Genomic DNA, 22796 nt, shown 5'->3' with positions numbered 1-22796 from the left:
CTCCATCTATTTTCCCAAGCAAAAGCTCGAAAAGATTACATCCAGCAGGTTCTCAACGTCAATTCGGCCTACCAGCGCCTCAAGTGCGCGAATCGAATGGCGCAGTTCTTCTGATGCTATATCATATTGATCGGGGCCGTGATCCAGAACCAACATCGCAGCGGCTAATCCCTCGGCTGATTTCTGCAATGCAACGCGGTGACGTTCGTGCGTTGCAAGCCCAGCGTTCAGGCTTCGTGCCCCGAGGATGGCCTGTATTCTTTCTATCAGCTGCGGTACACCCTGCCCCGTCACACCAGATATAGCGTTATCCGCGCTATCGCGTAAGTCAGCCTTTGGTCTTAGGACGATATCATCCGCAGTTGCGGCAACAGGCAGATCCTCACCCTCTTCACTCAAAAACACGCGCAGGTCAGCTTGCTCGCCGCGGGTTTTCGCGCGGTCGATCCCGATGGCTTCGACCTCGTCTGCCCCCTCGCGCAAGCCTGCCGTATCCAGCAAGGTCACCGGCAGGCCACCCAGATCCATCCGGACCTCGATCACGTCGCGCGTCGTACCCGCCACGGCAGAGGTGATCGCCGCATCGCGCCCCGCCAATGCATTCAACAAAGTGGATTTCCCAGCATTGGGCCGGCCGATAATAGCGACCTCAAAACCCGTTCGAATACGTTCCGCCGTATGCGTACCCGCGATTTCAGCCAGAATATCGGCGTTTACCGCATTCAGCAGTTCCGTAACCTCGGGCGAGACGTCGACGGGAACGTCTTCATCCGCGAAATCGATGGTCACCTCAAGCAGAGCGGCAGCTCGGATCAGTTTTTCGCGCCAGATATCGACCTTTTGACCCAAGTGACCGGACAAAACGCGCAATGCTTGTTTTCGCTGGGCTTCGGTCTCTGCCTCGATGAGGTCACCCAAACCCTCAACCTGCGTGAGGTCAAGCTTGCCATTCTCCATCGCACGGCGGGTAAATTCGCCCGGCTCGGAAAGGCGCGTGCCGTCAAAACCAGAGAGCAGCGCCAGTACCGCACGCACCACGGCGATGCTCCCATGCAAGTGAAGCTCGACCGTGTCTTCGCCTGTAAAGCTGTTCGGACCTTCGAAGGTCAGGACAAGCGCACGATCAATGACCTGCCCATCGGCGTCACTAATTGCCCGCACGGCGGCCACCCGCGGGGCGGGCAACGGCTGCGCGATGGTTTCAGCGATGAAAAACGCTTGCGGGCCCGAGATACGAATGACGCAAACACCGGCCCGCCCCTGCGCTGTGGCTTGGGCGAATATCGTATCCATATCATTTAACCCACTGATTTAAGTGAATATTTAGCTATTCATTGAGTCGAAGAAATCGGAGTTCGTCTTGGTTTGCTTCAACTTCCCGATCAGGAATTCAATCGCATCCGTCGTGCCCATCGGGTTCAGAATGCGACGCAATACAAAGGTCTTTTGCAGATCGTTTTTGTCGACCAGCAGATCCTCTTTCCGCGTACCGGATTTCAGAATATCGATCGCAGGGAAGACGCGCTTGTCCGCAATCTTGCGATCCAGCACGATTTCAGAGTTACCAGTCCCTTTGAATTCTTCAAAGATCACCTCGTCCATGCGGCTGCCGGTGTCGATCAGAGCGGTGGCGATAATGGTCAGCGACCCACCCTCTTCGATGTTCCGCGCGGCGCCAAAGAAACGTTTGGGGCGCTGCAGCGCGTTGGCATCAACACCACCGGTCAGAACCTTACCCGACGACGGCACAACAGTGTTGAACGCACGGCCCAGACGGGTGATCGAATCCAGCAAGATCACAACGTCGCGCTTATGCTCGACCAGACGTTTCGCCTTTTCGATAACCATTTCAGACACGGCCACGTGGCGCGTTGCAGGCTCGTCGAAGGTCGAAGAAACAACCTCCCCTTTGACACTACGCTGCATATCAGTGACTTCTTCGGGGCGTTCGTCAATCAGCAGAACGATCAGGTAGCACTCGGGGTGGTTCTGTTCGATCGAATTCGCGATGTTTTGCAGCAGAACCGTTTTACCGGTCCGTGGCGGCGCCACGATCAAGCAGCGCTGGCCCTTACCGATGGGCGATACCAGATCGATGATACGCGAGGACCGGTCCTTGATCGTCGGATCATCGACTTCCATTGTCAGACGTTCATCGGGGTAAAGCGGCGTCAGATTTTCAAAGGCCACCTTGTGGCGCGCTTTTTCCGGCTCTTCAAAGTTGATCTTGGTGACATCTGTCAGCGCGAAATACCGCTCCGCATCATCTGGCGCCTTGATGAGACCTTCGATTGTGTCGCCCGTGCGCAGCGAGTGCTGGCGGATCATCTCGGGCGAGACGTAAATATCGTCGGGGCCCGGCAGATAGTTCGCTTCGGGCGACCGCAGGAAGCCAAACCCGTCCTGCAACACTTCCAGCACACCATCGCCCGAGATTTCCCAGCCTTCATCCGCACGTTCGCGCAGGATCTGGAACATCATTTCGCCTTTACGCATGGTCGATGCGTTTTCGATCTCAAGCTCTTCGGCCATCGCCAGAAGATTCTTGGGCGTCTGCGCCTTTAGATCGGCAAGGTTAAGTGTTTCAGTTGTCATGGAAATATCCTGTTCCGATCCCGGAATGCGGGCGGGTCGTGTCATAAAAATGGGCAGATGTATACGGTCCCCGGACGGGGTGCAGGAAACACATACTCAGAATGGCGGGTTTCGTCAATCAGCTTAGAATTTCACGACGACCGAGAATACAATGATGATCATCAGCAGCGTCGGCACTTCATTCATGATCCGGTAACGTTTGCCGCTCAGCCGGTTCTCCCCCGCTGCAAAGGCCTTCACACGCCCGACAAGCCACCCGTGGAACCCTGTCATCGCAAATACGCTTGCGCCTTTCGTCCAGGGCCACACAGCGGCCCAGTCGACGATGCCCGGTGTGAACACCAGCGCCAGCCCGAAAATCCAGGTGCCAATCATCGCGGGGCGCATGATCACGGTGGCAAGCTTGAACTCCATCATCTTGAAAAGATCGTGGGTCTGGCCGGTTTGGCCCACCTGCTCTGTATGATGCACGAGAAGCCGCGGCAGATAGAACAGCGCCGCCATCCACGAAATGACCGAGATGATATGAAGCGATTTTACCCAAGGATAGGCGATGGCAAGCAAGTCGGTCATGTCACACTCCGGTTGGTGCCTTCTTACTAATATAAATAAGAAAAGAAGAAAGATGATGATGTAAGTAGGGGGATCATTTTCTGTGGATTACTGTTTTGTACCTCGATTTATCCACCTGTGCATGTTGTGAATCCCGTCTCGATGATAACTCGGCGCCGCGCGGATAAATTCACCCTTTTTCAAATACTTAATTAAAAAATTTTCAGGGGATAAACTGTGTAGCTTTGTGGATAAGCTTGGGATTAACTCCGTTCAGGGGGTTTGCGATTTATCCTTATGCAGCGCCGTATAAAGCTGGAATTTCCCGCTGGCAGGCATGGGTTTTCCCGACGCTTTCGCGCACTCTCGCCATTCGGGGGAAAAATCCCTAAGAACTTCCTAGCGTCGCACACAGGTTTATCCCCATGCCCCAACGTTTCATCCTCGCCTCCGGGTCGTCGATCCGGTCACAACTGCTGCAACAGGCCTGCGTCCCCCATGAGGTGAGCGTGGCGCGCATTGATGAACAAATGATTAAGATGGCTCTGCTGGCAGAGCAGGCACCCCCTCGCGACATCGCCGATACACTGGCCGAGATGAAAGCCCGCAAAGTCAGCGACAAGACCCCGGGTGCCTTGGTGATGGGCTGTGATCAGGTGCTCGACCATCGCGGGACGCTGCTGTCAAAACCCGCCACGCCAGATGAGGCGATTGACCAGCTGAAATCCCTGCGCGGCGATCGCCATAGTTTGCTATCCGCCGCAGTGATCGTCGAGGATGGCAAACCGATCTGGCGTCACGTGGGTCAGGTGCGGCTGCGCATGCGCGACGCGTCGGACAGTTATATAGAGGAGTACGTCGCGCGGAACTGGGATAGTATCCAACATGCGGTCGGCGCCTATAAACTAGAAGAGGAAGGCGTCAGGCTGTTCAGCGGCATTGAAGGCGATTACTTTAATGTCCTAGGGTTACCCCTGCTTGAACTGTTGAATTATCTGACGCTACGGGGGGATCTATCCGCATGAGCTTGGCTAAAATACCGCTGGCAGGTGTGATCGGATCGCCGATTGCCCATTCAAAATCCCCGCAGATCCACGGGCACTGGCTGAAAACGCTTGGGCTGCAAGGGGCCTATATCCCCCTGCACGTCGAACCCGAAGACCTCCGCCAAGTGCTTGAGGCGATGCCGAAAATGGGGTTCATCGGGGCCAATGTCACGATCCCCCATAAGGAAGCGGTGATCGAGATCGCAGATATCATCACAGACCGCGCCGCGATGATTGGGGCCGTGAATACGATCACCTTCCGCGCAGACGGTAAAATTCAGGGCGATAATACGGACGGTTACGGGTTTATCGAAAACCTCAAGGCGGGCGCGCCTAACTGGGTGCCGGGTGATGGCCCCGCCTGCGTCCTTGGTGCCGGTGGTGCCGCGCGGGCTGTGATCTCTTCGCTACTGGACGCGGGCGTGCCCGAGATCCTGCTTGCCAATCGCACCCGTGTGCGGGCCGAACGGTTACGGTCGGTCTTTGGTAACCGCGTGACGGTCTACGACTGGTCGCAGGCGGGGACGATGGTCAGCCATGCCGGCCTCGTGGTGAACACCACATCTCTGGGGATGATCGGAAAATCCGAGCTGCGCGTGCCGCTTGATGGGCTGCGCGCCGATACCGTGGTTACGGATCTTGTCTATGCGCCGTTGAAAACCACGCTTCTGGCAACCGCAGAGGCGGCGGGATGCGTCACTGTTGACGGTTTAGGCATGCTTTTGCATCAGGCGGTGCCGGGGTTCGAACGGTGGTTTGGCGCGCGGCCGACGGTGGACCATGAAACACGTCTGGCGGCGTTGCGCTGATGTTTCTTCTGGGTCTGACCGGGTCGATCGGCATGGGGAAATCGACCACCGCACAAATGTTCGCTGATCTTGGCTGCGCCGTCTGGGACGCAGACGCCGCGGTGCATCGGCTCTATGCCAAGGGGGGGGCCGCCGTCGCGGCGTTTCAGGAAACGCTGCCCGATGCGGTGGTTGCGGGCGAGGTATCGCGGCCCGCGCTCAAAAGCCTGATTGATGCTGACCCCACCGTATTGAAAACGATCGAAAGCATCGTGCATCCGCTGGTCGGCGAAGATCGCGCGGCCTTTCTGGCGGAAACAAAGGCCAAGATCGTCGTGCTCGACATCCCGTTGATTTTTGAAACCGGTGGTGACAAACGCATGGATGCGGTGGCCTGTGTCACGGTCTCGGCCGACATCCAGCAAAAGCGTGTGATGGCGCGCGGGACGATGACGCTGGAACAGTTCGAAAACATCCGCGCCAAACAGATGCCAAACGATGAAAAATGCGCTTTGGCCGATTATGTGATTGAAACGGACACCCTGCCCCACGCCCGCGCGCAGGTGGAGGCTGTCATCGAGGATATCAAAGGAAAGCTGTCCCATGCGTGAGATCGTACTGGATACGGAAACCACCGGATTCGACCCTGAAAGCGGCGATAGGATCGTTGAAATCGGTGCGGTTGAACTGATGGGTCACGTGGCGACCGGCAATACCTATCACCAATACATCAATCCCGAACGCAGCATGCCCGCCGAAGCCTTCGAGGTGCACGGGCTGGGCGACGACTTTTTGCGCGACAAACCCAAGTTTGCGCAGATCGGGCAGGATTTTCTGGATTTCATCGGTGATTCAAAGCTGGTGATCCACAACGCCGCCTTCGATATCAAGTTTCTGAACGCGGAATTGAAATGGATGGGGCTGCCCCAGATCCCGTGGGAACAGGCGCTTGATACGCTGGCCATCGCGCGCAAACGCTTTCCGGGCTCGCCCGCGTCGCTGGATGCGCTGTGCCGCCGCTTTGGCATCGACAACACGTCGCGGACGCTCCACGGTGCTTTGCTTGACAGTGAAATTCTGGCGGATGTCTATCTAGAGCTGATCGGCGGGCGGCAACCGGACTTCGGCCTGTCGACCAAACCGGAAAAGAAAGAGGGCGACACCACCCCCGATTGGACGCCAAAACCGCGCCCGACGCCCCTGCCCTCGCGGATTACTCCGCAAGAGGCCGCCGCCCATACCGAATTTGTCGATAAACTGGGCGACAGCGCTGTCTGGAAGACGCTTTAGGCGTCCGCTTTTTGCGTATTCTCGGCCTGACGGCGCGCGATCTCGTTGCGATACAGCGCAACAAAGTCGATGTTTTCGAGGTTCAGCGGCGGGAATCCACCGTCGCGGGTCACATCGCTGACAACGCGGCGCAGGAACGGGAAGATCATGCGCGGGCATTCAATCAGCAGGAATGGGTGCATCTGGTCTTCGGGCACGTTTTCAACGTGGAAGATACCGACATAGTCGATTTCCAGCAGGAACAGCGTCGCGTCGCCGCCTTTGGCTTTTGACGTAACCTGAAGCTTGATCGCGGATTCATACTGGTTCTCGGCCGACCGCTTTTTCGCATCCAGATTGACCTGAACCTGAACGTCGGGCTGTACATCTGTCGGCGCGCCTTTTTGCGCCATGATGTTTTCAAAGGACATATCACGAATGAACTGACCCAGAATGCGCATCTGCGGCTGTGCGGCCTGGGTCGGTTGTGTTGCTTCTTCTTCAGCCATTTAAAGGCTCCTTAAGACAATAAACTCATTTAGTCGGGCTTATCAGATCGCCTTGCCGCGCTCAATGGCCCGCTTCAAATGGCCTGAAGTCAGTGGCCCGCAGTCAATGCCCCGTCGTCAGTGATCCGTCCAGCCAGAGGGGCGTTTGGGCCCGCGGTCCTGTTCCGACAGCTCGTGGTATTCGCCATCGATCACATCCCCCTGCATCGGACGATGGGGCTGCGGGCGCCGTGGCCCCGAGGTGCTGCCCATATGGACGCTGCTCACGTTAACCTTGCTGCGTGCGGCTTTGAACGCAGCGGTGCGTACGCCGGGGATCAGCAGGGCAAAGCCCAAGGCATCGGTGAAAAACCCCGGTGTCAGCAGCAACGCGCCGGCAAACAGGATCATCGCGCCATGCACCAGCGGTTCGGTCGGATCACGGACTTCGGACAGGGACGATTTGATCTGGCCAAGCGCCAGCGCACCCTGAGCGCGCATCAGATAGGTGCCGATGATCGCGGTAGAAACAACAATCGCCAGCGTCCAGCCGAGGCCAATTGCCCCACCCACCTGAATGAACAACGTTATTTCTATCAACGGTACGGCAATAAAAGCCAAAAACAGCCACATGGCATGCGTCCTTTCCTATGGGCCAGAGTGGACTTGGCCCGGTTCACACCCTACATAGGGGCACTAGACCGACGTTTCCATGTTTCTCAGCACGAGGTACCTATGAATTCGCCCATGATACAGCTTCTGGTACTGGCCGCTATTGCCGTGTTCCTGATCCTGCGGCTCAAGAATGTGCTTGGCACACGCACCGGTTTTGAAAAACCGGCCGAGGTCAGCGAGAAACCCGAACGCCCCAGCGGCCCCGCGTTCGAAGTCATCGAAGGTGGCCCCGATCTGGATATTACCGATCACGCGCCCGAAGGGTCCGATACCGCGCTCGCACTGGCCGAGATGAAGCGTGTCGAGCCCTCCTTTGGGGTCAGCGACTTTCTGGGCGGCGCCCGCGGTGCCTACGAGATGATCGTGATGGGCTACGAACACGGTAATCTGGACGAGATCAAACCTTTCCTTTCAGAAGACATCTACGAAAGCTTTGTCGAAGGTGTTGCCGCGCGTGAAGACCAGGGCCTGACCGTGGAAAGCCACTTTATCGGCATCCGCGAGATGGAGCTTGAGAACGCTACGATGGACAAGACCACCAACGAGGCAGAGCTGACGATCCGTTTCGTGGCCGAGCTGACGTCGGTCGTGAAAGACCGCGATGGTGAAATCGTCGAAGGCAGCACGACAGAGGTCAATCGTCAAAAAGACACATGGGTGTTTGCCCGTGTCATGGGCTCGGATGATCCAAATTGGCTGCTCGTTTCTACAGACGGTTAAAACGTGCCTGTGCGGGTGCATTGCTGTGGGCGGGCCTGATGGCACCGCCCGCTTCTGCGACAGATGTGTCCTATTCGATCCTGTCGTTCGACCAGCTTGAGGGTTGGGAAACCGACGACCACGCTGCCGCCCTGCGCGCGTTTCTGAATACCTGCGGTGATATGAAGGATGTCGATTGGCGCAACATCTGCGCCTATGCCAGATCCGACCCCGACCCGCGCCAGTTCTTTGAACTTCTGTTCCGGCCTGTGTTGATCGAGGACGGAAACGAGGCGATGTTCACGGGCTATTTCGAACCTGAACTTGATGGCGATCTCTACCCCTCCGACCGCTACCGCTATCCGGTCTATGCCATGCCGCCAGAGGCGAAGGCGAACAACCCGTGGCTGACCCGCCGCGATATTCTGGATACCGACGTGATGAAGGGCCGCGGTCTTGAGATCGCCTATGTCGACGACCCGGTCGAACTTTTCTTTCTGCAAATCCAAGGCTCTGGCCGCATCAGGCTGCCCGATGGCAATTATCTGCGCGTCGGCTACCGTGGTGCGAACGGCCACCCGTACCGGTCGATTGGCGTCGAACTGGTGCGCCGCGGCGTTTATGATCCGCATCAGGTCAGCGCAGAGGTGATCAAGAACTGGGTCCGCCGCAACCCCGAAGACGGACGCGAGCTGCTGTATCACAACCCGTCTTATGTGTTCTTTCGCGAGGTCAATCAGGTGCCCGCCGATCAGGGTCCGCTTGGCGCGATGAACCGGTCGGTGACCACTCTGCGCACCGTTGCAGTGGACCCCAAGTTTGTACCGCTCGGCGCCCCTGTCTGGATCGAAAAAGAGGGCAAGGAACCGATGCACCGCTTGATGATCGCGCAGGATACCGGGTCGGCGATCAAGGGCGCGCAACGGGCGGATGTGTTCTTTGGCACCGGCGACAAGGCGGGGCGTGCCGCGGGCAAGCTGCGTGATCCGGGGCGGATGATGGTCCTGATGCCGATCCAGCGCGCCTATGCGCTTTTGCCGGAGCCGCTGTTATGAGCCGCAAGCGTCTGGATAAGGATGATCTATCGCTTTGGAAAAAGGTGACAGAGCGGACGGAAAAGCTTGATGTTGACAAGCTGTTCCGCGCCGAGATTGACGGCACCTCCCCGATCCACGGCCCCACGCCAACGCCGCCGCAAATCCGCAAGCGCAGCTCTGTCGTCATGGGCAAGCCCGATCCCAAGCCGCGGCGAAACACCCATGATCTGATGCCCTCCCTGCCCGATCAGCTGCGTCAGGCACCGGTGCAGATGGATTCAAAGGCGTTTGGCAAGCTCAAGCGGGGCAAGATGCGCCCCGAGGGTCGCATCGACCTGCACGGTATGACGCTGGACCGCGCGCACCCTGCGCTGACCAAGTTCATTCTGGGCTCGCATGCCAAGGGGCGGCGCCTTGTCTTGGTGATCACCGGTAAAGGCAAGATGCGGGACGAAGGCGGCCCGATCCCCGTGCGCCACGGTGTGCTGCGCCATCAGGTGCCGCAATGGCTGTCGATGCCGCCGCTGTCGTCAGCCGTGCTTCAGGTCAGTCAGGCGCATATCAGCCACGGCGGCGGCGGCGCCTATTACGTCTATCTGCGGCGTCACCGTTAGGCCGTGGCAGGCGCGACCAACCGCTTGCGATAGCGCAACACCCCGACCGTCGCCATGATCGCGGCCACGGCATAGTAGATCGCAATCGGGATCATCTGCTGCGGGAAATCAACGCCCAGATCAATGAACAGCCCCGTCACCCCCGGCCCGATGGCCGACCCGAACACCATCAGCGCAGCGCCTACGGCCTTGATCGACCCGATATAGCGCGTGCCATAGAATTCGGCCCAGAAAACAGAGGTCGCGGTCGCCTGCATCCCCTGCCCCACGCCAAAGATCATCAACCCGGCACCCGCCATCGCAATCGTATCGGCAAAGGCGAGCACGGCGAAAGACAGCGCAAAAGGCAGCATTTGCACCGGCGTGACCCGCGTCACGCCAAACCGGTCGATTGCCCAGCCCGACACAAAGGTCGAGACCACGGATGTCACCGTATAAAGCGGCATCAGCGCGACAAAGCTGACTAGCGTCCAGCCCTTCACCTCTGTCAGGTGGACCTGCTGAAAGAACAGCGCCGTCCCCCAGGCCGGAGGACCGATCACCAGCGGGATCATCAGCCAGAACAACCCGTGGCGGATCATCTGCATCCGGGTCCAGTGCTGCCCGTCCATCCCCGCCGATTGCGTGCTTTGCGCCATGGATTGCGGCGTACGCTCTTGCCGCAGCAGCAGCAGCATCACCGGCATGGTGATCAGCACCAAAGCGGCGGCCAGCACCCAAAGGCTGCGCCAGTGAAAGCTTGCGAAAAGGGCGACGAAGACGACAGGCAAAATCGCCTGACCCGCTGCAAAGCCCATAGACGATAGCGACAGCGCCTTGCCCCGTGCGGCTTCGAACCAGCGCACCATCGCCACGGCCCCAAGCTGAGACATCATCCCCTGCCCGGTCAGACGCAGCGCATAGATGACAAAGATCAGCGCGATCCAGTTCGGCACGGCGGCCATCGCCAGACAGGCGCCCGCCAGCGCGACCATCACCCAGAATGACAGCCGACGCACCCGAAACCGGTCTGTCAGCACACCCGCCCAGACCATCGTGATCGCCGAGAGCGTCGTGCCGATGGTATAGATCCCGCCCCATTGACCGTCAGACAGCCCGAAACTGCCCTTAATCTCGCCCGCGAAAAGCGAGATGAAATAGGTCTGCCCATAGGCCGAGGTAAATGTCAGCAGGAAACCCGCCAACAAGAACACCCAATTGGCGCGGATAAATCTGAAGTATGCCATGCGCCATCATTCTCAGGCGCATGGCAGATTGAAAAGCCCTAAAGAACGTAGCGTGACAGATCGGTGGATCGTGTCAGTTCGCCCAAGTTCTTCTCGACGAAATCGCCGTCGACAGTGATCTTTTCGCCGGTGCGATCCGGCGCGCTGAACGACAGCTCTTCAAAGACACGCTCCATCACGGTGTAAAGCCGCCGCGCGCCGATATTCTCGATCGACTGGTTCACGTCGGCGGCGATCTTGGCCAGCGCCTGGATACCTTCGTCGGTGAATGTGACCTCGACCTCTTCGGTGCCCATCAACGCGGTATATTGCAGCGTCAGCGCATTGTCGGTCTCGGTCAGGATGCGAACGAAATCATCCTCCGTCAGCGCGCGCAGCTCGACGCGGATCGGCAAGCGGCCCTGCAATTCGGGCAACAGGTCGGACGGCTTGGCAATATGGAAGGCGCCCGAGGCGATAAACAGGATATGATCCGTTTTCACCGGTCCGTGTTTGGTCGATACGGTGGTGCCTTCGATCAGGGGCAGCAGGTCGCGCTGCACGCCTTCACGGCTGACATCGCCGCCACGCGCGTCAGAGCGGGCGCACACCTTGTCGATCTCGTCCAGAAAGACGATGCCATTCTGCTCTACCGCCTCGATCGCGGCGCGGTTGACGGTTTCGTCATCCAGCAGCTTGTCGGCCTCTTCGCTGATCAGCACCTCGTAGCTTTCGGCGACTGACAGACGTTTCTTGACCGTCCGGCCGCCCATGGCTTTGCCGAAAAGATCGCCAAGGTTCATCATCCCCATACCGCCGCCGGGTTGCCCGGGGATATCCATGGCCGGGAACGGGCTAGAGGTATCGGCGACTTCAAGCTCGATCATCGTATCGTCCAGCTCGCCCGCTTTCAGCTTCTTGCGGAACATATCGCGGGTGCCTTCGCGGGCGTCCTTGCCCGCAATCGCGTCAACAACGCGTTCTTCGGCGGCCTTATGGGCGCTGACCTTCACGTCTTCGCGCATGTATTCGCGGGTCATGACGATGGCGCTGTCTACCAGATCACGGATGATCTGTTCCACATCGCGGCCGACATAGCCGACTTCGGTGAATTTCGTCGCCTCGACCTTGAGAAAAGGGGCCCGCGCCAGTTTTGCCAAGCGGCGGCTGATCTCGGTCTTGCCCACGCCGGTGGGCCCGATCATCAGGATGTTCTTGGGGTATACCTCGTCGCGCAGATCATCGCCCAACTGCTTGCGGCGCCAGCGGTTGCGCAGCGCCACGGCAACGGCGCGTTTGGCGTCGTTCTGGCCGATGATAAAACGGTCAAGTTCAGAGACGATTTCGCGGGGGGTCAGATCGGTCATTGTGTGATTTTCTCCACCGTGAGGTTACCATTGGTATAAACGCAGATGTCCGACGCGATCTTCATCGCATCCCGCGCGACGGTTTCAGCGTCGCGGTCGCTGTCCATCATGCCGCGCGCCGCGGCCAGCGCGTAATTCCCGCCCGATCCGATCGCCGCGACAGAATGTTCAGGCTCCAGCACGTCGCCCGCGCCGGTGATCACCAGCAGCTCGCGCCCGTCTGACACGATTAGCATCGCTTCGAGCTTTTGCAGGTATTTGTCGGTGCGCCAGTCTTTGGCAAGCTCGACACTGGCACGCGCCAGCTGCCCGGGCGTGGCTTCAAGCTTGGCTTCAAGCCGTTCCAGCAGCGTGAAAGCATCAGCAGTCGATCCGGCAAAGCCCGCCACAACGTCAAACCCGCCGGGGCTCAGCCGGCGCACCTTGCGTGCGGTTCCTTTGATCACGGTTTGGCCAAGGCTGACCTGACCGTCGCCCGCGATCACGACTTCGCCGTCTTTCTTCACACCGATGATGGTGGTCCCGTGCCAGCCGGGGAATTCTTGCTTTGACATGTAGCCTCCATAGTTCAAACCTATATGAAAACCCCGCCGCTGTTTCGCAAGGCTAATGTCCCGAAAGGATTTGAATGCCACCGGTAGACGACCTGAAAACCAAAGGATTTCAAATATTTGAGGGATTGGCGGCCAAGGCGGGGATTGCGCCCGAAACCTGTACCTGCGGGGCCGAGTGGATCAAGGATGACAGCAACCAGCGCCAGATCGTGCAGCGCTATGACGGGCGTGACGGGGGCTCAGTCGTGCTCAAACACGTGGCCCGTCCGTGGGATACCGACAGGTTCACCGCGATGCTTGCGGCCCATCAGGCTGCCTGTGACGCGCTCGACGATGTGCCCGGCTATAGCGTGCCACAGATCCTCGCGGCGGACACGGAGCAGCAGGCCTATCTGATGCGCTTTGCCAAGGGCGACACGTTTCTGGACCTGTGCCGCCAGACAGAGGATCACGCCCCCTTGCTGCGCCGTGCGGGCGGCTGGCTGGCGGCGTTTCACGGAGCCACTTTGCAGGGCACCCATCCGTTTCAGCCGCGGTTCATGGTCAATCACCTGCACCGTCTGGTGGCGCGTGTTGAAAGCGGTGCGCGTCGGATCAACGGCAAGCAACGTTTTGCAGCCTATGTGGGCCGTATCGCGGATTACGCGCCGCAGGCCCAAGGGCACGCGGGCCAGATTGCGGCGAAACATGGCGACCTGAACGGGTATAATCTGGTGATGGTGCCCGACGAGACGGCAGCGTTCGATTTTTCAGCGACCACACCGTCGCCCGTGGGCTATGACATCGCGCGGCTGCTGCAAAGCTATACCCAGATGGTAGGCGACCTTGGTGCCTTGCCCAAAAGCCACAGCGTTCCCCCCGCCGCCTGGGACGCGTTCTTTGAAGGATACACGCTGGTGCCGCCGGATGATCCCACGGTGCACTTCCTGACGCGGGTGCAGATCCTGACCGACTGGAACCGGATTCAAGAACATGGATCTATCGCCAATGTCATGCGGTTCGAGCGGATTAAAAAAATAGCGCGCCAGGCCTTTGCCTGACGCGCCATTGAATGTGCTTGCTGCGGGTGCGGCAGCCTAGATCGACTCTTCGATCCAGCCTTGCAGCGCGGCCTTGGGGCGGGCGCCGGCCAGGTTCGATACGACTTCGCCGTTCTTGAAGATGAACAGGGCAGGGATGCCGCGCACACCCATCTGGGCGGGGCTGTTGGGGTTTTCGTCAACGTTGACTTTGACGATCTTTACCTTGCCGTCCATCTCGGAGGAAAGTTCCTCGAGCGCGGGGCCGATCTGCTTACAGGGGCCGCACCACTCAGCCCAGAAATCCACCACAACGGGGATATCGGAATTCTTAACTTCTGCGTCGAATGTTGCGTCTGTGACTGCGACGGTTGCCATGTTGCTGCTCCTGCACGGGGTTGGTTAGAGTGGGAACCTATGTAGCCCCATGCGTCCCGTCAAGATCGCGCACCCGCGATAGGGCGTTTGTGATCAGCGCGTCGGGCAGTTCCATCAGCGTGGCGGTACGGGTCCATAAAATAGCGGTGCGGATGCGGTGATCGGGAAACACCTGCGCCAGCGCGGCGGCATAGGCCCCCATCTGGCGCAACAGCCCTTCGGGGCAGCGATCAGGCGTATCGGGCACCACGCGGTTGGTTTTGTAGTCCACCAGCAATACATCCGTATCCGACACCAGCAGCCGGTCGATTGTCCCGTGCAGCCGTTTGGGGCCCAAGGGCGCCGTGATCGGCACCTCTGCCAAGGCGTCCTTGCCAAAGACATGTGCCAGTTCGGGCGTATCCAAGACCGCGATCGCCTCTCTCAAGGCGGCTTGGGCGACGGTTTCATCATACCCCTGCGCCAGTGTGTGCAGCACGCCGTTCCAGCGGTCGCTGTGCATCATCGGCAGGGTTTCCAGCATCTTATGCACCAGATTGCCGTAGGATTTCGCCGCATCTTCCGATTGGCCATCGTCGCCGGGCAGGGCCTTGGCACCGCCCAGATCAGAAGGGGCCAGCGTTTTTGCACGCAGTGGGATAACGGTAAGGGCTGTGTTGAAAACAGGGTCTAACTCTGGCGTGGTGTGGGTTTTGGGGGCGGAGTCGATCACTGGCAGCGCATCCCAGTCGCCATGTTCAAACCGCATCCCGCCCGAGCTGCCAACCGGCTTGGCACCGGCTTGACCCATCGCGGCACCGACCATCTGATACCAGCTGTTGCCATCCTTGGGCAGCTCTCCCGCCGCGGCCACGATCAGCCATTTCTCGGCCCGCGTCATCGCCACGTACAGCAGTCGCAGCCGTTCGGCCATCTCGCGCGCCTTGCGGTCGTCCAGCGCGCCGCGCATGGCAGCGGGCATATCCCCTTCGGACAGTTTCCACACGGGCGTGTCACCGATCTTGATGATCTCGTCCCGGATCACCAAAGGGCGTTTGCCCGTGTCCGGCAGGATCACAATCGGCGCCTCAAGCCCCTTCGCCCCGTGCACGGTCATCACCCGCACCTGATCCGAGGCATTGTCGATCTGGCGCTTGATCTCAAGGTCGTCGGTCTGCATCCACACCAGAAACCCCGTGAGGCTGGGGATCGCGCCGCGTTCATACGATAGCGCCTGCGAGAGCATGGCGTTGATCCCATCCTCTGCCTCTGATCCCAGCCGCGCCAACAGCTTGCGGCGCCCGTCATGGCGGGTCAGGATACGTTCGATCAGGTCATAGGGCCGCAGGAAATCGACCTGCGCCCGCAAATCTCGCAAGATGGCAACGGTTTCGGGGTAGGCATCGCTGCTGCGCAACGCCTGCCACAGGTGATCTTCCTTGCGGTAGTGGGACAGGGTGAACAACATCTGCTCTGTCCACCCGAACAGAGGCGATTTCAGCGCCGTCGCCAGCGACAGGCTGTCTTCGGGCGTGGCAAGAAAGCTCAGCAGCGCCGCCAGATCCTTGACCGCCAGTTCGGCCCCGACCTTGAGCCGGTCCGCGCCCGCAATCGGCACACCGGCGGTTTTGCACGCGCGGATGATTTCCGAGAACAGATCACTGCGCCGCTGCACAAGGATCAAAAAGTCACCCGCCCGAATACGCCGCCGCGCAAAGGCACCGGGGGTATCGGTATCGACGGGCAGATAATGTTCGCCCTCGATCAGTTCCTTGATCTGCGACGCAACCTGATCGGCCAGAACGACCGTATGGTGATGCGCAGACTTCTGATCGACAGGATCAGACCATTCACGGTCATCGGGCTCATCGGTTTTCTCGACCACGGGCCAAAGATCAACACGGCCGGGCAGGGCGGATTTGAACGCCTTATGCGCCGCATCGGCCTGAAACCCTGCATCCGTATGCGGGGCGAGCGTTGTATCCACCAGGTGCAGGATCGCCGAGGACGATCGGAACGAATACTCAAGACTGCGCCGTTGAAAGATCTGACCCGCTTGGGAGATCTTTTGTTCAAACAGATCCTGTTTGTGATCAAACTCGCGCGGGTCGGCCCCCTGAAAGGAATAGATCGACTGTTTTTTATCGCCCACGACAAACAGCGTGCGGTCTTCCTCTTCTCGGGCACCGTCGCCGCTGTAGAATTCATCGGCCAGCCGTTCGATCACATCCCATTGGCGCGGGCTGGTGTCCTGCGCTTCATCCACCAGAATATGATCAATGCCACCGTCGATCCGGTAAAGCACCCAAGCCGCGACCGCAGGGTTGGTCAGCAGCGCCCGCGCCTTGAGGATCAGATCATCAAAGTCGAGCCAGCCGCGTTTCTGTTTCTCGTGGGCATAGATTTCAAGGAAACGATGCGCGAATTGATGCAGCACATGGGTCTTCTGCGCCGCCCTCAGCGCCAGCCGCGCGTCACGGGCATCTTCGACCCGCCGCATCAAGTCATCGACCTGCGGCATCAAATCAAACAGCAGCTTTTGCGTCGGTTTCGTGGGCAGGGTGCCGACCTTGGCGGTAAAGGGTTCCTTGGCACCCGCACCGGTCAGCATCACGTCTTCCAGAACGGGCAGGGCAGAGATATCCATTGTCTGGATCGTCGCCAGCTTTTCCGCCGCTTTGCCGTCCAGCCCGCCCTTGGCCCGCATCGGTGGGATCATCTGTTCAAGGATCATCGCCTCTGATCCCAGAAACACCGAAGTTGTGATCTTCTCCTCGGTCAGGTCGGCGGGTTGATCGAACAGCGCCAGCACGTCTTCCCATGACAGCACAGTGGCAAAGCCTTCGCGCTGCCCGACGATACTGCGGGTGAGCTTGCTGAAGTCCTCGCCGGTGTACATCCGTGCCAGCGTGGTGATCAGCGCGGCATCCTGCCCCTCGGCCATGGTGTCCACGATCTCGGCCCGCAGCAGATCGGCGGCGCGGTCTTCGATCTCGGTGAACTGCGGGCTGACCCCTGCTTCCAGTGGAAAGCGCCGTAATAGAGACGCACAGAACGAATGGATCGTCTGGATTTTCAGCCCGCCGGGGGTTTCGATGGCGCGGGCAAACAGGGTGCGGGCCATGCGCAGCTTTTCGGGGGTAAAGCCATCCTTGACCCCCAGCTCCGACAGCGAATGACGCAGATCGGCGTCGGTCAGCATGGCCCAGGCACCGAGCCGTTTGAACAGCCGGTTCTGCATCTCTGACGCGGCGGCCTTGGTGTAGGTCAGACACAGGATATGCTGCGGTTCGACCCCGTTCAGCAACAGCCGCGCCACGCGGTCGGTCAGCACGCGGGTCTTACCCGACCCCGCATTCGCCCCCAACCACGTAGAGGCATCGGGCCGCGCCGCGTCGATCTGGGCGCGGGTGGCGTCGTCAAAGGGGGCGGTCATGTCAGATCCTCCGGCGTGGGTTCGGTCGTGGCATCCCATTCGCCAAACCGGGCCAACTGGTCATAATCGCCCGCGAAATCGGTGGTTTTCACCATACGGCGCGCGGTAAAACCCTGTTCATCCGACAGGTAGCTGGTGATCAGCGCGTGTAGCTTGGCCAGCACCTCGTGCGGGGGTTCATCCTCAAGCGGCGCTGGGCGTTCCACCGGTTTGCTGCCAAGCCCGATATAGGCGGCTTGGGCAACGGGGGCGGGGCCGATTTCCTTGAAACCGCCTTCCTCGACCATCGCGGCTTCGAGCAGCAACTGCTTATCAAAGGCTTTCTGCTCGGCCACACTGGGCGGCGTGCCGGTCTTGTAGTCATAGATCAGAATATCGCCATCTTCCGTCCGGTCGATCCGGTCGGCAAATCCCATAAGGGTAAAGCCCAGATCGGGGAATGCGTGACTTCCCTTGGCGGCTTTTTCAAAAGCGGCGGGGGTGGAATAGCTTTGTCGATGCAGCTCGTTTTCGATGAACCAATCGGCAATCCGTTCGATCTTGGTCAGCCACATGACGCGCGCAGCGGGCCAGGGGGCTTCGGCCTCTAACACGGTGCGGGCAGTCTCTAACAAATGGCTTTTCGTCAAAAGCGCAGGCTCCGCTGTCACCGATTTGATGAAGCGTTCCATGATCTCGTGCACGATGATGCCGCGCACGGGCGCGTCTGGCGATTGCACCAGCGGGTTCAGCGCACGCAGTTTCAGGCTGTGTTTTGCGTAGATCGCATAGGGATCACGGATCAGGCGTTTGATCTCTGTCACCGACAGCGCGTGGGGGCGCGCGGCACGGGGCGGGCGCGGCGACGGGCGCGGCGCGGGGGGCACACGGGTCACGGTTTCCAGCGCGCGGGCCTGATCCAGCCAGTGGTCGCCGCGTTTGATCATCGCCTTCCACGCCGCATCACCACCCTGTGCGGGCAAGCCATTCAGCAGGTTGCCCAAGCGGTTGAGCCAGCGCGAAGGCACGGTTTCCGCCTCGTCCGACCGGATCGCGCGGGTCAAACAGACCTCGGGCGCGGCAATGGATTGTTGATAGTCATGGGCCGACAGGCCGATCCGCCGTTCGGGCAGCAGCAAACCGGCTTTCAGGCGCATCTGGCGGTTCAGCCAAGGGTCGGGCGGCGGGGCTTCGGGCCATGTGCTGTCGTTCAGCCCGCCAAGGATCACCAGATCGGCGCCCTGCACGCGGGCCTCGAGCGTGCCCCAGATCATGACGTTGGGATGCGGCGCGTCGCGGTCGCGGATTTCTCCCTGTTGCAGCAGGGCACCCACCAGATCGGTGTAATCCGCCGCCGACATCTCGCCCCCATAGGGCGCGTTTTCGGCAAGATCGTTCATCACCTTCGCCGCCTCTTCGCCCGCGTGATGCTGCCACAACCCGTTGGGCTGGCTTGGCGTGGCACCGTCGGCGATGGCATCGGCCAGCGCCATATGCAGGGCGACCCATTCCTCTAGCGGCCGGTCGCCGGTGAGTTCGCAATCAGTCAGATGGGTGCCGACCCAGTCGGCCCAGACATCCATTTGCGCGGGGTCTTTCGACCGCGATACCGTCTTGCGCGCCAGTTTCAACACACCTTCCGCATCCGGATAGGGCAGCCCGTCGCGGCGCAGTTGCAGTTCCAGCCGTTGGGTGTTGAGCTGGTGAAAATTGCGATCGCCGCCGCTGTGGGTCAGCGGATGTTTCAGCAGGGTCAGCAAGGCTTCGGAATCCAGCTTGCGCAGGAACAGATCGCCCACGTGACGCAAGAACCGACCCGGAGGCGACAGATGCAGCGGCAGGCCCGCGCTGTCGTCGGGCAGGATGTTCCACCGGTCCAGCGCCGAGGTAACCTGACGCGACAGCATCCGGTCCGGGGTGATCAGCGCGGCGGTTTTACCGTCCTCGACCGCTTGCCGCAGGCGCAGCGCAATCGCAAGCGCTTCGGCACGCGGGGTGGGGGCCTGAATCAGGGTTAACCCTTCGGTGGCCTGATGCAAATCGGGCAGTTTCGGCCCTTCGGTCAGCCAGACGTGGGTCACAGGGGCAGGGCGCAGGGACAGCGACACCAATGCATTGCGCGCGGCAGAGGGCGGCGGCGTGTCGGTCCAGGCCTCGATCTTGCTGCGCGACATCTCGAGCTGGCGCAGCAGGTCGCGGAACCGGTATTGTGGATGATCCTGCGATATCTTTTCCTGATCCTCGCCCAGATCGGTCCAGACCGCTTGCGGCATGTCGAAACAGAAACCCGGAAGCACAAGCGCGCCTTGCGGCAGCTTTGCCACCGCCTCCATCAGCAGGGCAGAGGTGCCCCGCGATCCGGTAGAGCCCGCGACGATCACCGGATGCCGGGGCGGGTTCTGCTCCCACTCTGCGATCAGGCGCTGAGCGACCTGACGTTGTCGCGCACGCGGATCGGGGCGGGTGACGCTTTCCCCCAGATACTGATGCGCGATGGCGAGGAACTGTTTCGCGCGTTCCCAATGGCCCGATTGGTCACTGACATCCAGCTCGGTCACGGCCTCGACCGGTACGCCTTCGCCCTGCATTTCGTCGATCAATTGCGCCAGACTGTCCGACAGGTCATAAAGCGACGCGCGCGGGGCCAGTTCAGGCGCTTGATCCAGTAGCTTTGACACCAGCGTAATCAACTCTAAACGGCGGCGTAGAGCCGGACCGGGGCGCGGCAGGTCAACGCCGCTGCCAAGGGTATCAAGGTTGTCGATCAGATGGATGCGCGGCAGCAGGCTGGGCGGTCCCGCGTCAAAGATATCGCGCAAACGCCGCTGCATCCGGCGGGTGTTCACCACCAGATCGATCCGCCCGATGGCATGGGCGGGTTGCCCTTCCAGCCGCGCAAGCAAACCCCGCACCAGTTCCTTGGGAAAGTCGACGCCCGGGGCAAGCCCGAAAACGCGCGGTGCGTCCTGCGGTTCAAACATCGGCGGCGTCCAGCATGTCTTCGGCAAGGGTGATCCCGCCGGGGTGGCCAACATCGCACCAGCCGCCGGGATAGGACAGCCCGTACATCCGCCCGCCGTCCAGCATCACGTCCCACAAAAGGTTGAGCGAGAATGCACGCTCTGAAATCGTCTCTAACAAGTCGGTTTTGATGATCTGCACCCCGCCATAGACAACCCCCGGCCCGCGTTTCAACGCGCCGTCGGTGCCCATCGTAAAGTCTCCGTCGCCCCCATGCCCCACGGCCTGCGCCACCGGCACGCCCATCAGCAGCGCATCCATCCTGTCGGGGTCCCATGCGTCTGCCAGCAAGGACAGCGGGTTGGGGCCCGCCCAGATTGCATCGGTGTTCATGGTAAACACGGGCCCGTCGCCCAAAAGCGGCAACGCATTGCGCAGCCCGCCACCGGTTTCCAGAATATCGGGCTGTTCCACAATCGTCTGCACGTCGCGCCCCGCCAGATGATCCAGCAGTGCGTCGGGCTTATAGTGCAGGTTCACGACGATCCGCCGCAGCACGACACCGCGCGCCAGATCAAGCGCGTGGTCGATCAACGGCTTGCCCGCGACTGGGATCATCGGCTTGGGCTGGTCTTTGGTCAGATGTTGCATCCGCGTGCCGAAGCCGGCGGCAAACATCATCACGGCATCTGGGGCGTGGCGCATCTGGCTTTCAAATCCTTCAGAAAATCGGGGGTCGGCGCGGGGAGGGCGGGACGCAGCACATTGGCCAAGGGTGCTAGCGCCGGATCATCAAGGTTACGCTGCACATAGCCCCAAACGCGGGGGATGAAATCGACGTAATGCGCCTTGCCGTCGCGCAGACAAAGCCGTGCAAAGATCCCCAAGATCCGCAGGTTGCGTTGCAGGCCAAGCAAGGCATAGGCGCTGCGGAAGGCGGCATCATCCTGTCCGCTTTGCCGGATGTAATGGGCGATCATCGCCGTCTCGATCTGCGGGGGCACATCGCGCCGCGCATCTTGTAGGATCGACACCAGATCATAGGCGGGGTGGCCCTGTAGCGCGTCTTGGAAATCCAGCAGCCCCACGCGGGCAGAGCCCGTCCGCTCGGGTCGCCACAACAGGTTTTCAGCGTGGTAATCGCGCAGGATGATCACACGGGGGCTATTGTCCAGCGCGCGGGCCAGCGGGGTGAAGAGGGCGTTAAACTCCGCCGCGGCGCCGCTGTCGGGGGCGTACCAGTCAAACACCATCTGCGCCGCCTCTGTCAGCCAATCGGCATCGCAGAGCGGCAGATCGGGGGGCGGGGCCTTGTGCAGGTCCAGCAGACAGTCGGTCGCGGCGGTATAAAGCTGTAGGGTCATCGCGGGCGATTGGACCATCAGCCGCGCAAACAGGTCATCGCCCAGATCCTCGATCAGCAGAAAGCCGTTGCTGGCGTCTTGCGCGTAAATCTCGGGCGCGCTGGCCCCTTGGGCGCGCAGCCAATCGGCGATGCGGACAAAGGGGCGCACGTCTTCGCCCTTGTCGGCGGGGGCGTCCATCAGCACGGCGGTGCGGCCATCATCAAGGGTCAGACGGTCATAGCGGCGGTTCGATGCGTCCCCGGCCAGCAGATCGCGCCGCGCCTGTGCCCACCCCGCATCGGCAAGGAAGCGGTCCATAGCGGTCATACGGTCGTTCATTTGCGCCATGCCCCCAGCTTTTCGGGCCATTTATCGTCGTTCCACGTGGCAGAGAGCCGCCGTGTGTCGTCGCCGGTGACCGTCAACGTCAGATCAAGCGCATCTTCGGGGCGCAGATCGCCCAGCCTGTCGGGCCATTCCACAAGGCAGATGGCATCGCTGAACGCATCGGTCAGCCCCAGCTCTTCGATCTCGTAGACAGAGGTGAGGCGGTACAGATCCGCATGCCAGATCGCGGCGGCGGGGGCGTCATAGGTCTGCACCAGCGTGAAGGTGGGCGAGGGCACGTCTTCGGGCACCGCCAGCAGCGACTGGATCAGCGCCCGCGCGAAATGCGTCTTGCCCGCGCCAACGTCGCCGGTCAGTAAAACAACGTCGCCCGCAGTGAGCGCGCGCCCAAGGGTCACGGCCAGTCGGGCGGTTTGGTCTGCGTCATGCAGCGTAAGATCAAGTGCGTGTGATGCCATGCG

At 60.4% G+C, this 22796-nt stretch carries 22 protein-coding genes; 8 read left to right on the top strand and 14 right to left on the bottom strand.

What is annotated here, in order from left to right; translation table 11 throughout:
- Window positions 1–6 precede the first annotated feature (6 nt).
- The 3 genes from mnmE to EE36_RS06910 form a co-directional block, all read right to left on the bottom strand.
- Window positions 7–1293, bottom strand: coding sequence for a tRNA uridine-5-carboxymethylaminomethyl(34) synthesis GTPase MnmE (gene mnmE, locus EE36_RS06920; RefSeq protein WP_005850769.1), 1287 nt, complete (start codon window positions 1291–1293; stop codon window positions 7–9).
- Between the two features lie 30 nt (window positions 1294–1323).
- Complete coding sequence (rho, locus tag EE36_RS06915) at window positions 1324–2595, bottom strand: transcription termination factor Rho (protein ID WP_005850767.1); 1272 nt, start codon at window positions 2593–2595, stop codon at window positions 1324–1326.
- Window positions 2596–2718: 123 nt separating this feature from the next.
- Window positions 2719–3168, bottom strand: a complete 450-nt coding sequence (locus EE36_RS06910) for a CopD family protein (protein ID WP_005850765.1) — start codon at window positions 3166–3168, stop codon at window positions 2719–2721.
- Window positions 3169–3572: 404 nt separating this feature from the next.
- On the opposite strand from EE36_RS06910, the gene EE36_RS06905 reads away from it, so the two are divergent.
- Genes EE36_RS06905 through dnaQ form a run of 4 tightly spaced genes read left to right on the top strand, consistent with a single transcriptional unit; the run spans window position 3573 to window position 6271 of the window.
- Window positions 3573–4172, top strand: coding sequence for a nucleoside triphosphate pyrophosphatase (locus tag EE36_RS06905; protein WP_005850763.1), 600 nt, complete (start codon window positions 3573–3575; stop codon window positions 4170–4172).
- Window positions 4169–5002 carry a shikimate dehydrogenase gene (locus EE36_RS06900; RefSeq protein WP_005850761.1) on the top strand — a complete coding sequence of 278 codons (834 nt, stop codon included), beginning with the start codon at window positions 4169–4171 and terminating at the stop codon, window positions 5000–5002. The genes EE36_RS06905 and EE36_RS06900 overlap by 4 nt, the downstream gene beginning before the upstream one ends.
- Window positions 5002–5592 (top strand): dephospho-CoA kinase, encoded by a 591-nt coding sequence (gene coaE, locus EE36_RS06895; RefSeq protein WP_005850759.1) that lies wholly within the window; start codon window positions 5002–5004, stop codon window positions 5590–5592. The genes EE36_RS06900 and coaE overlap by 1 nt, the downstream gene beginning before the upstream one ends.
- On the top strand, window positions 5585–6271 hold the full coding sequence (gene dnaQ / locus EE36_RS06890) for a DNA polymerase III subunit epsilon (RefSeq protein WP_005850757.1): 687 nt from the start codon (window positions 5585–5587) through the stop codon (window positions 6269–6271). The genes coaE and dnaQ overlap by 8 nt, the downstream gene beginning before the upstream one ends.
- On the opposite strand, the gene secB is transcribed toward dnaQ, so the two are convergent.
- Window positions 6268–6759, bottom strand: a complete 492-nt coding sequence (secB, locus tag EE36_RS06885; RefSeq protein WP_005850756.1) for a protein-export chaperone SecB — start codon at window positions 6757–6759, stop codon at window positions 6268–6270. The two genes, dnaQ and secB, sit on opposite strands and share 4 nt — an antisense overlap.
- Window positions 6760–6876: 117 nt before the next feature.
- Entirely contained in the window at window positions 6877–7371 is a 495-nt protein-coding gene (locus EE36_RS06880; RefSeq protein ID WP_005850754.1) for an FxsA family protein, read from the bottom strand.
- A 102-nt stretch (window positions 7372–7473) separates the two neighbouring features.
- Between EE36_RS06880 and EE36_RS06875 the strand changes: the two genes are divergently transcribed.
- Genes EE36_RS06875 through EE36_RS06865 form a run of 3 tightly spaced genes read left to right on the top strand, consistent with a single transcriptional unit; the run spans window position 7474 to window position 9763 of the window.
- Window positions 7474–8133 (top strand): Tim44/TimA family putative adaptor protein, encoded by a 660-nt coding sequence (locus EE36_RS06875; protein ID WP_005850752.1) that lies wholly within the window; start codon window positions 7474–7476, stop codon window positions 8131–8133.
- Window positions 8134–8171: 38 nt separating this feature from the next.
- Entirely contained in the window at window positions 8172–9167 is a 996-nt protein-coding gene (locus EE36_RS06870; RefSeq protein ID WP_005850750.1) for a murein transglycosylase A, read from the top strand.
- Window positions 9164–9763: a Smr/MutS family protein gene (locus EE36_RS06865; RefSeq protein WP_005850748.1), complete on the top strand. Its 600-nt coding sequence runs from the start codon at window positions 9164–9166 to the stop codon at window positions 9761–9763. The genes EE36_RS06870 and EE36_RS06865 overlap by 4 nt, the downstream gene beginning before the upstream one ends.
- Here EE36_RS06865 and EE36_RS06860 read toward each other — a convergent pair.
- The 3 genes from EE36_RS06860 to hslV are packed head-to-tail and all read right to left on the bottom strand — an operon-like array spanning window position 9760 to window position 12889.
- Entirely contained in the window at window positions 9760–10989 is a 1230-nt protein-coding gene (locus tag EE36_RS06860; RefSeq protein WP_005850747.1) for an MFS transporter, read from the bottom strand. The two genes, EE36_RS06865 and EE36_RS06860, sit on opposite strands and share 4 nt — an antisense overlap.
- Before the next feature lie 38 nt (window positions 10990–11027).
- Window positions 11028–12335 (bottom strand): ATP-dependent protease ATPase subunit HslU, encoded by a 1308-nt coding sequence (gene hslU / locus EE36_RS06855; protein WP_005850745.1) that lies wholly within the window; start codon window positions 12333–12335, stop codon window positions 11028–11030.
- A complete protein-coding gene (gene hslV, locus EE36_RS06850; RefSeq protein WP_005850743.1) occupies window positions 12332–12889 on the bottom strand; it encodes an ATP-dependent protease subunit HslV in 558 nt (185 codons plus the stop codon). The genes hslU and hslV overlap by 4 nt, the downstream gene beginning before the upstream one ends.
- A gap of 74 nt (window positions 12890–12963) precedes the next feature.
- Between hslV and EE36_RS06845 the strand changes: the two genes are divergently transcribed.
- Window positions 12964–13929 (top strand): phosphotransferase, encoded by a 966-nt coding sequence (locus EE36_RS06845; protein WP_005850741.1) that lies wholly within the window; start codon window positions 12964–12966, stop codon window positions 13927–13929.
- Between the two features lie 36 nt (window positions 13930–13965).
- Here EE36_RS06845 and trxA read toward each other — a convergent pair whose 3' ends face one another.
- Genes trxA through tsaE form a run of 6 tightly spaced genes read right to left on the bottom strand, consistent with a single transcriptional unit; the run spans window position 13966 to window position 22793 of the window.
- Window positions 13966–14286: a thioredoxin gene (gene trxA, locus EE36_RS06840; RefSeq protein WP_005850739.1), complete on the bottom strand. Its 321-nt coding sequence runs from the start codon at window positions 14284–14286 to the stop codon at window positions 13966–13968.
- Window positions 14287–14323: 37 nt separating this feature from the next.
- Window positions 14324–17701, bottom strand: coding sequence for a double-strand break repair helicase AddA (addA, locus tag EE36_RS06835; RefSeq protein ID WP_005850737.1), 3378 nt, complete (start codon window positions 17699–17701; stop codon window positions 14324–14326).
- Window positions 17698–20661, bottom strand: a complete 2964-nt coding sequence (gene addB / locus EE36_RS06830) for a double-strand break repair protein AddB (protein WP_005850733.1) — start codon at window positions 20659–20661, stop codon at window positions 17698–17700. Before addB ends, addA begins: the two co-directional genes overlap by 4 nt.
- Complete coding sequence (locus tag EE36_RS06825) at window positions 20654–21346, bottom strand: nucleotidyltransferase family protein (RefSeq protein WP_005850731.1); 693 nt, start codon at window positions 21344–21346, stop codon at window positions 20654–20656. The genes addB and EE36_RS06825 overlap by 8 nt, the downstream gene beginning before the upstream one ends.
- On the bottom strand, window positions 21322–22335 hold the full coding sequence (locus EE36_RS06820) for an aminoglycoside phosphotransferase family protein (RefSeq protein WP_005850729.1): 1014 nt from the start codon (window positions 22333–22335) through the stop codon (window positions 21322–21324). The genes EE36_RS06825 and EE36_RS06820 overlap by 25 nt, the downstream gene beginning before the upstream one ends.
- Window positions 22323–22793, bottom strand: coding sequence for a tRNA (adenosine(37)-N6)-threonylcarbamoyltransferase complex ATPase subunit type 1 TsaE (gene tsaE / locus EE36_RS06815; RefSeq protein ID WP_005850727.1), 471 nt, complete (start codon window positions 22791–22793; stop codon window positions 22323–22325). The genes EE36_RS06820 and tsaE overlap by 13 nt, the downstream gene beginning before the upstream one ends.
- Between the last annotated feature and the right edge of the window lie 3 nt (window positions 22794–22796).

This window comes from Sulfitobacter sp. EE-36 (assembly GCF_000152605.1).
In the GTDB taxonomy this organism is placed as follows: Bacteria; Pseudomonadota; Alphaproteobacteria; order Rhodobacterales; family Rhodobacteraceae; genus Sulfitobacter; species Sulfitobacter pontiacus.
Note: the sequence above shows the minus strand (reverse complement) of the source record. Positions and strands in the feature narration are given on the sequence as shown.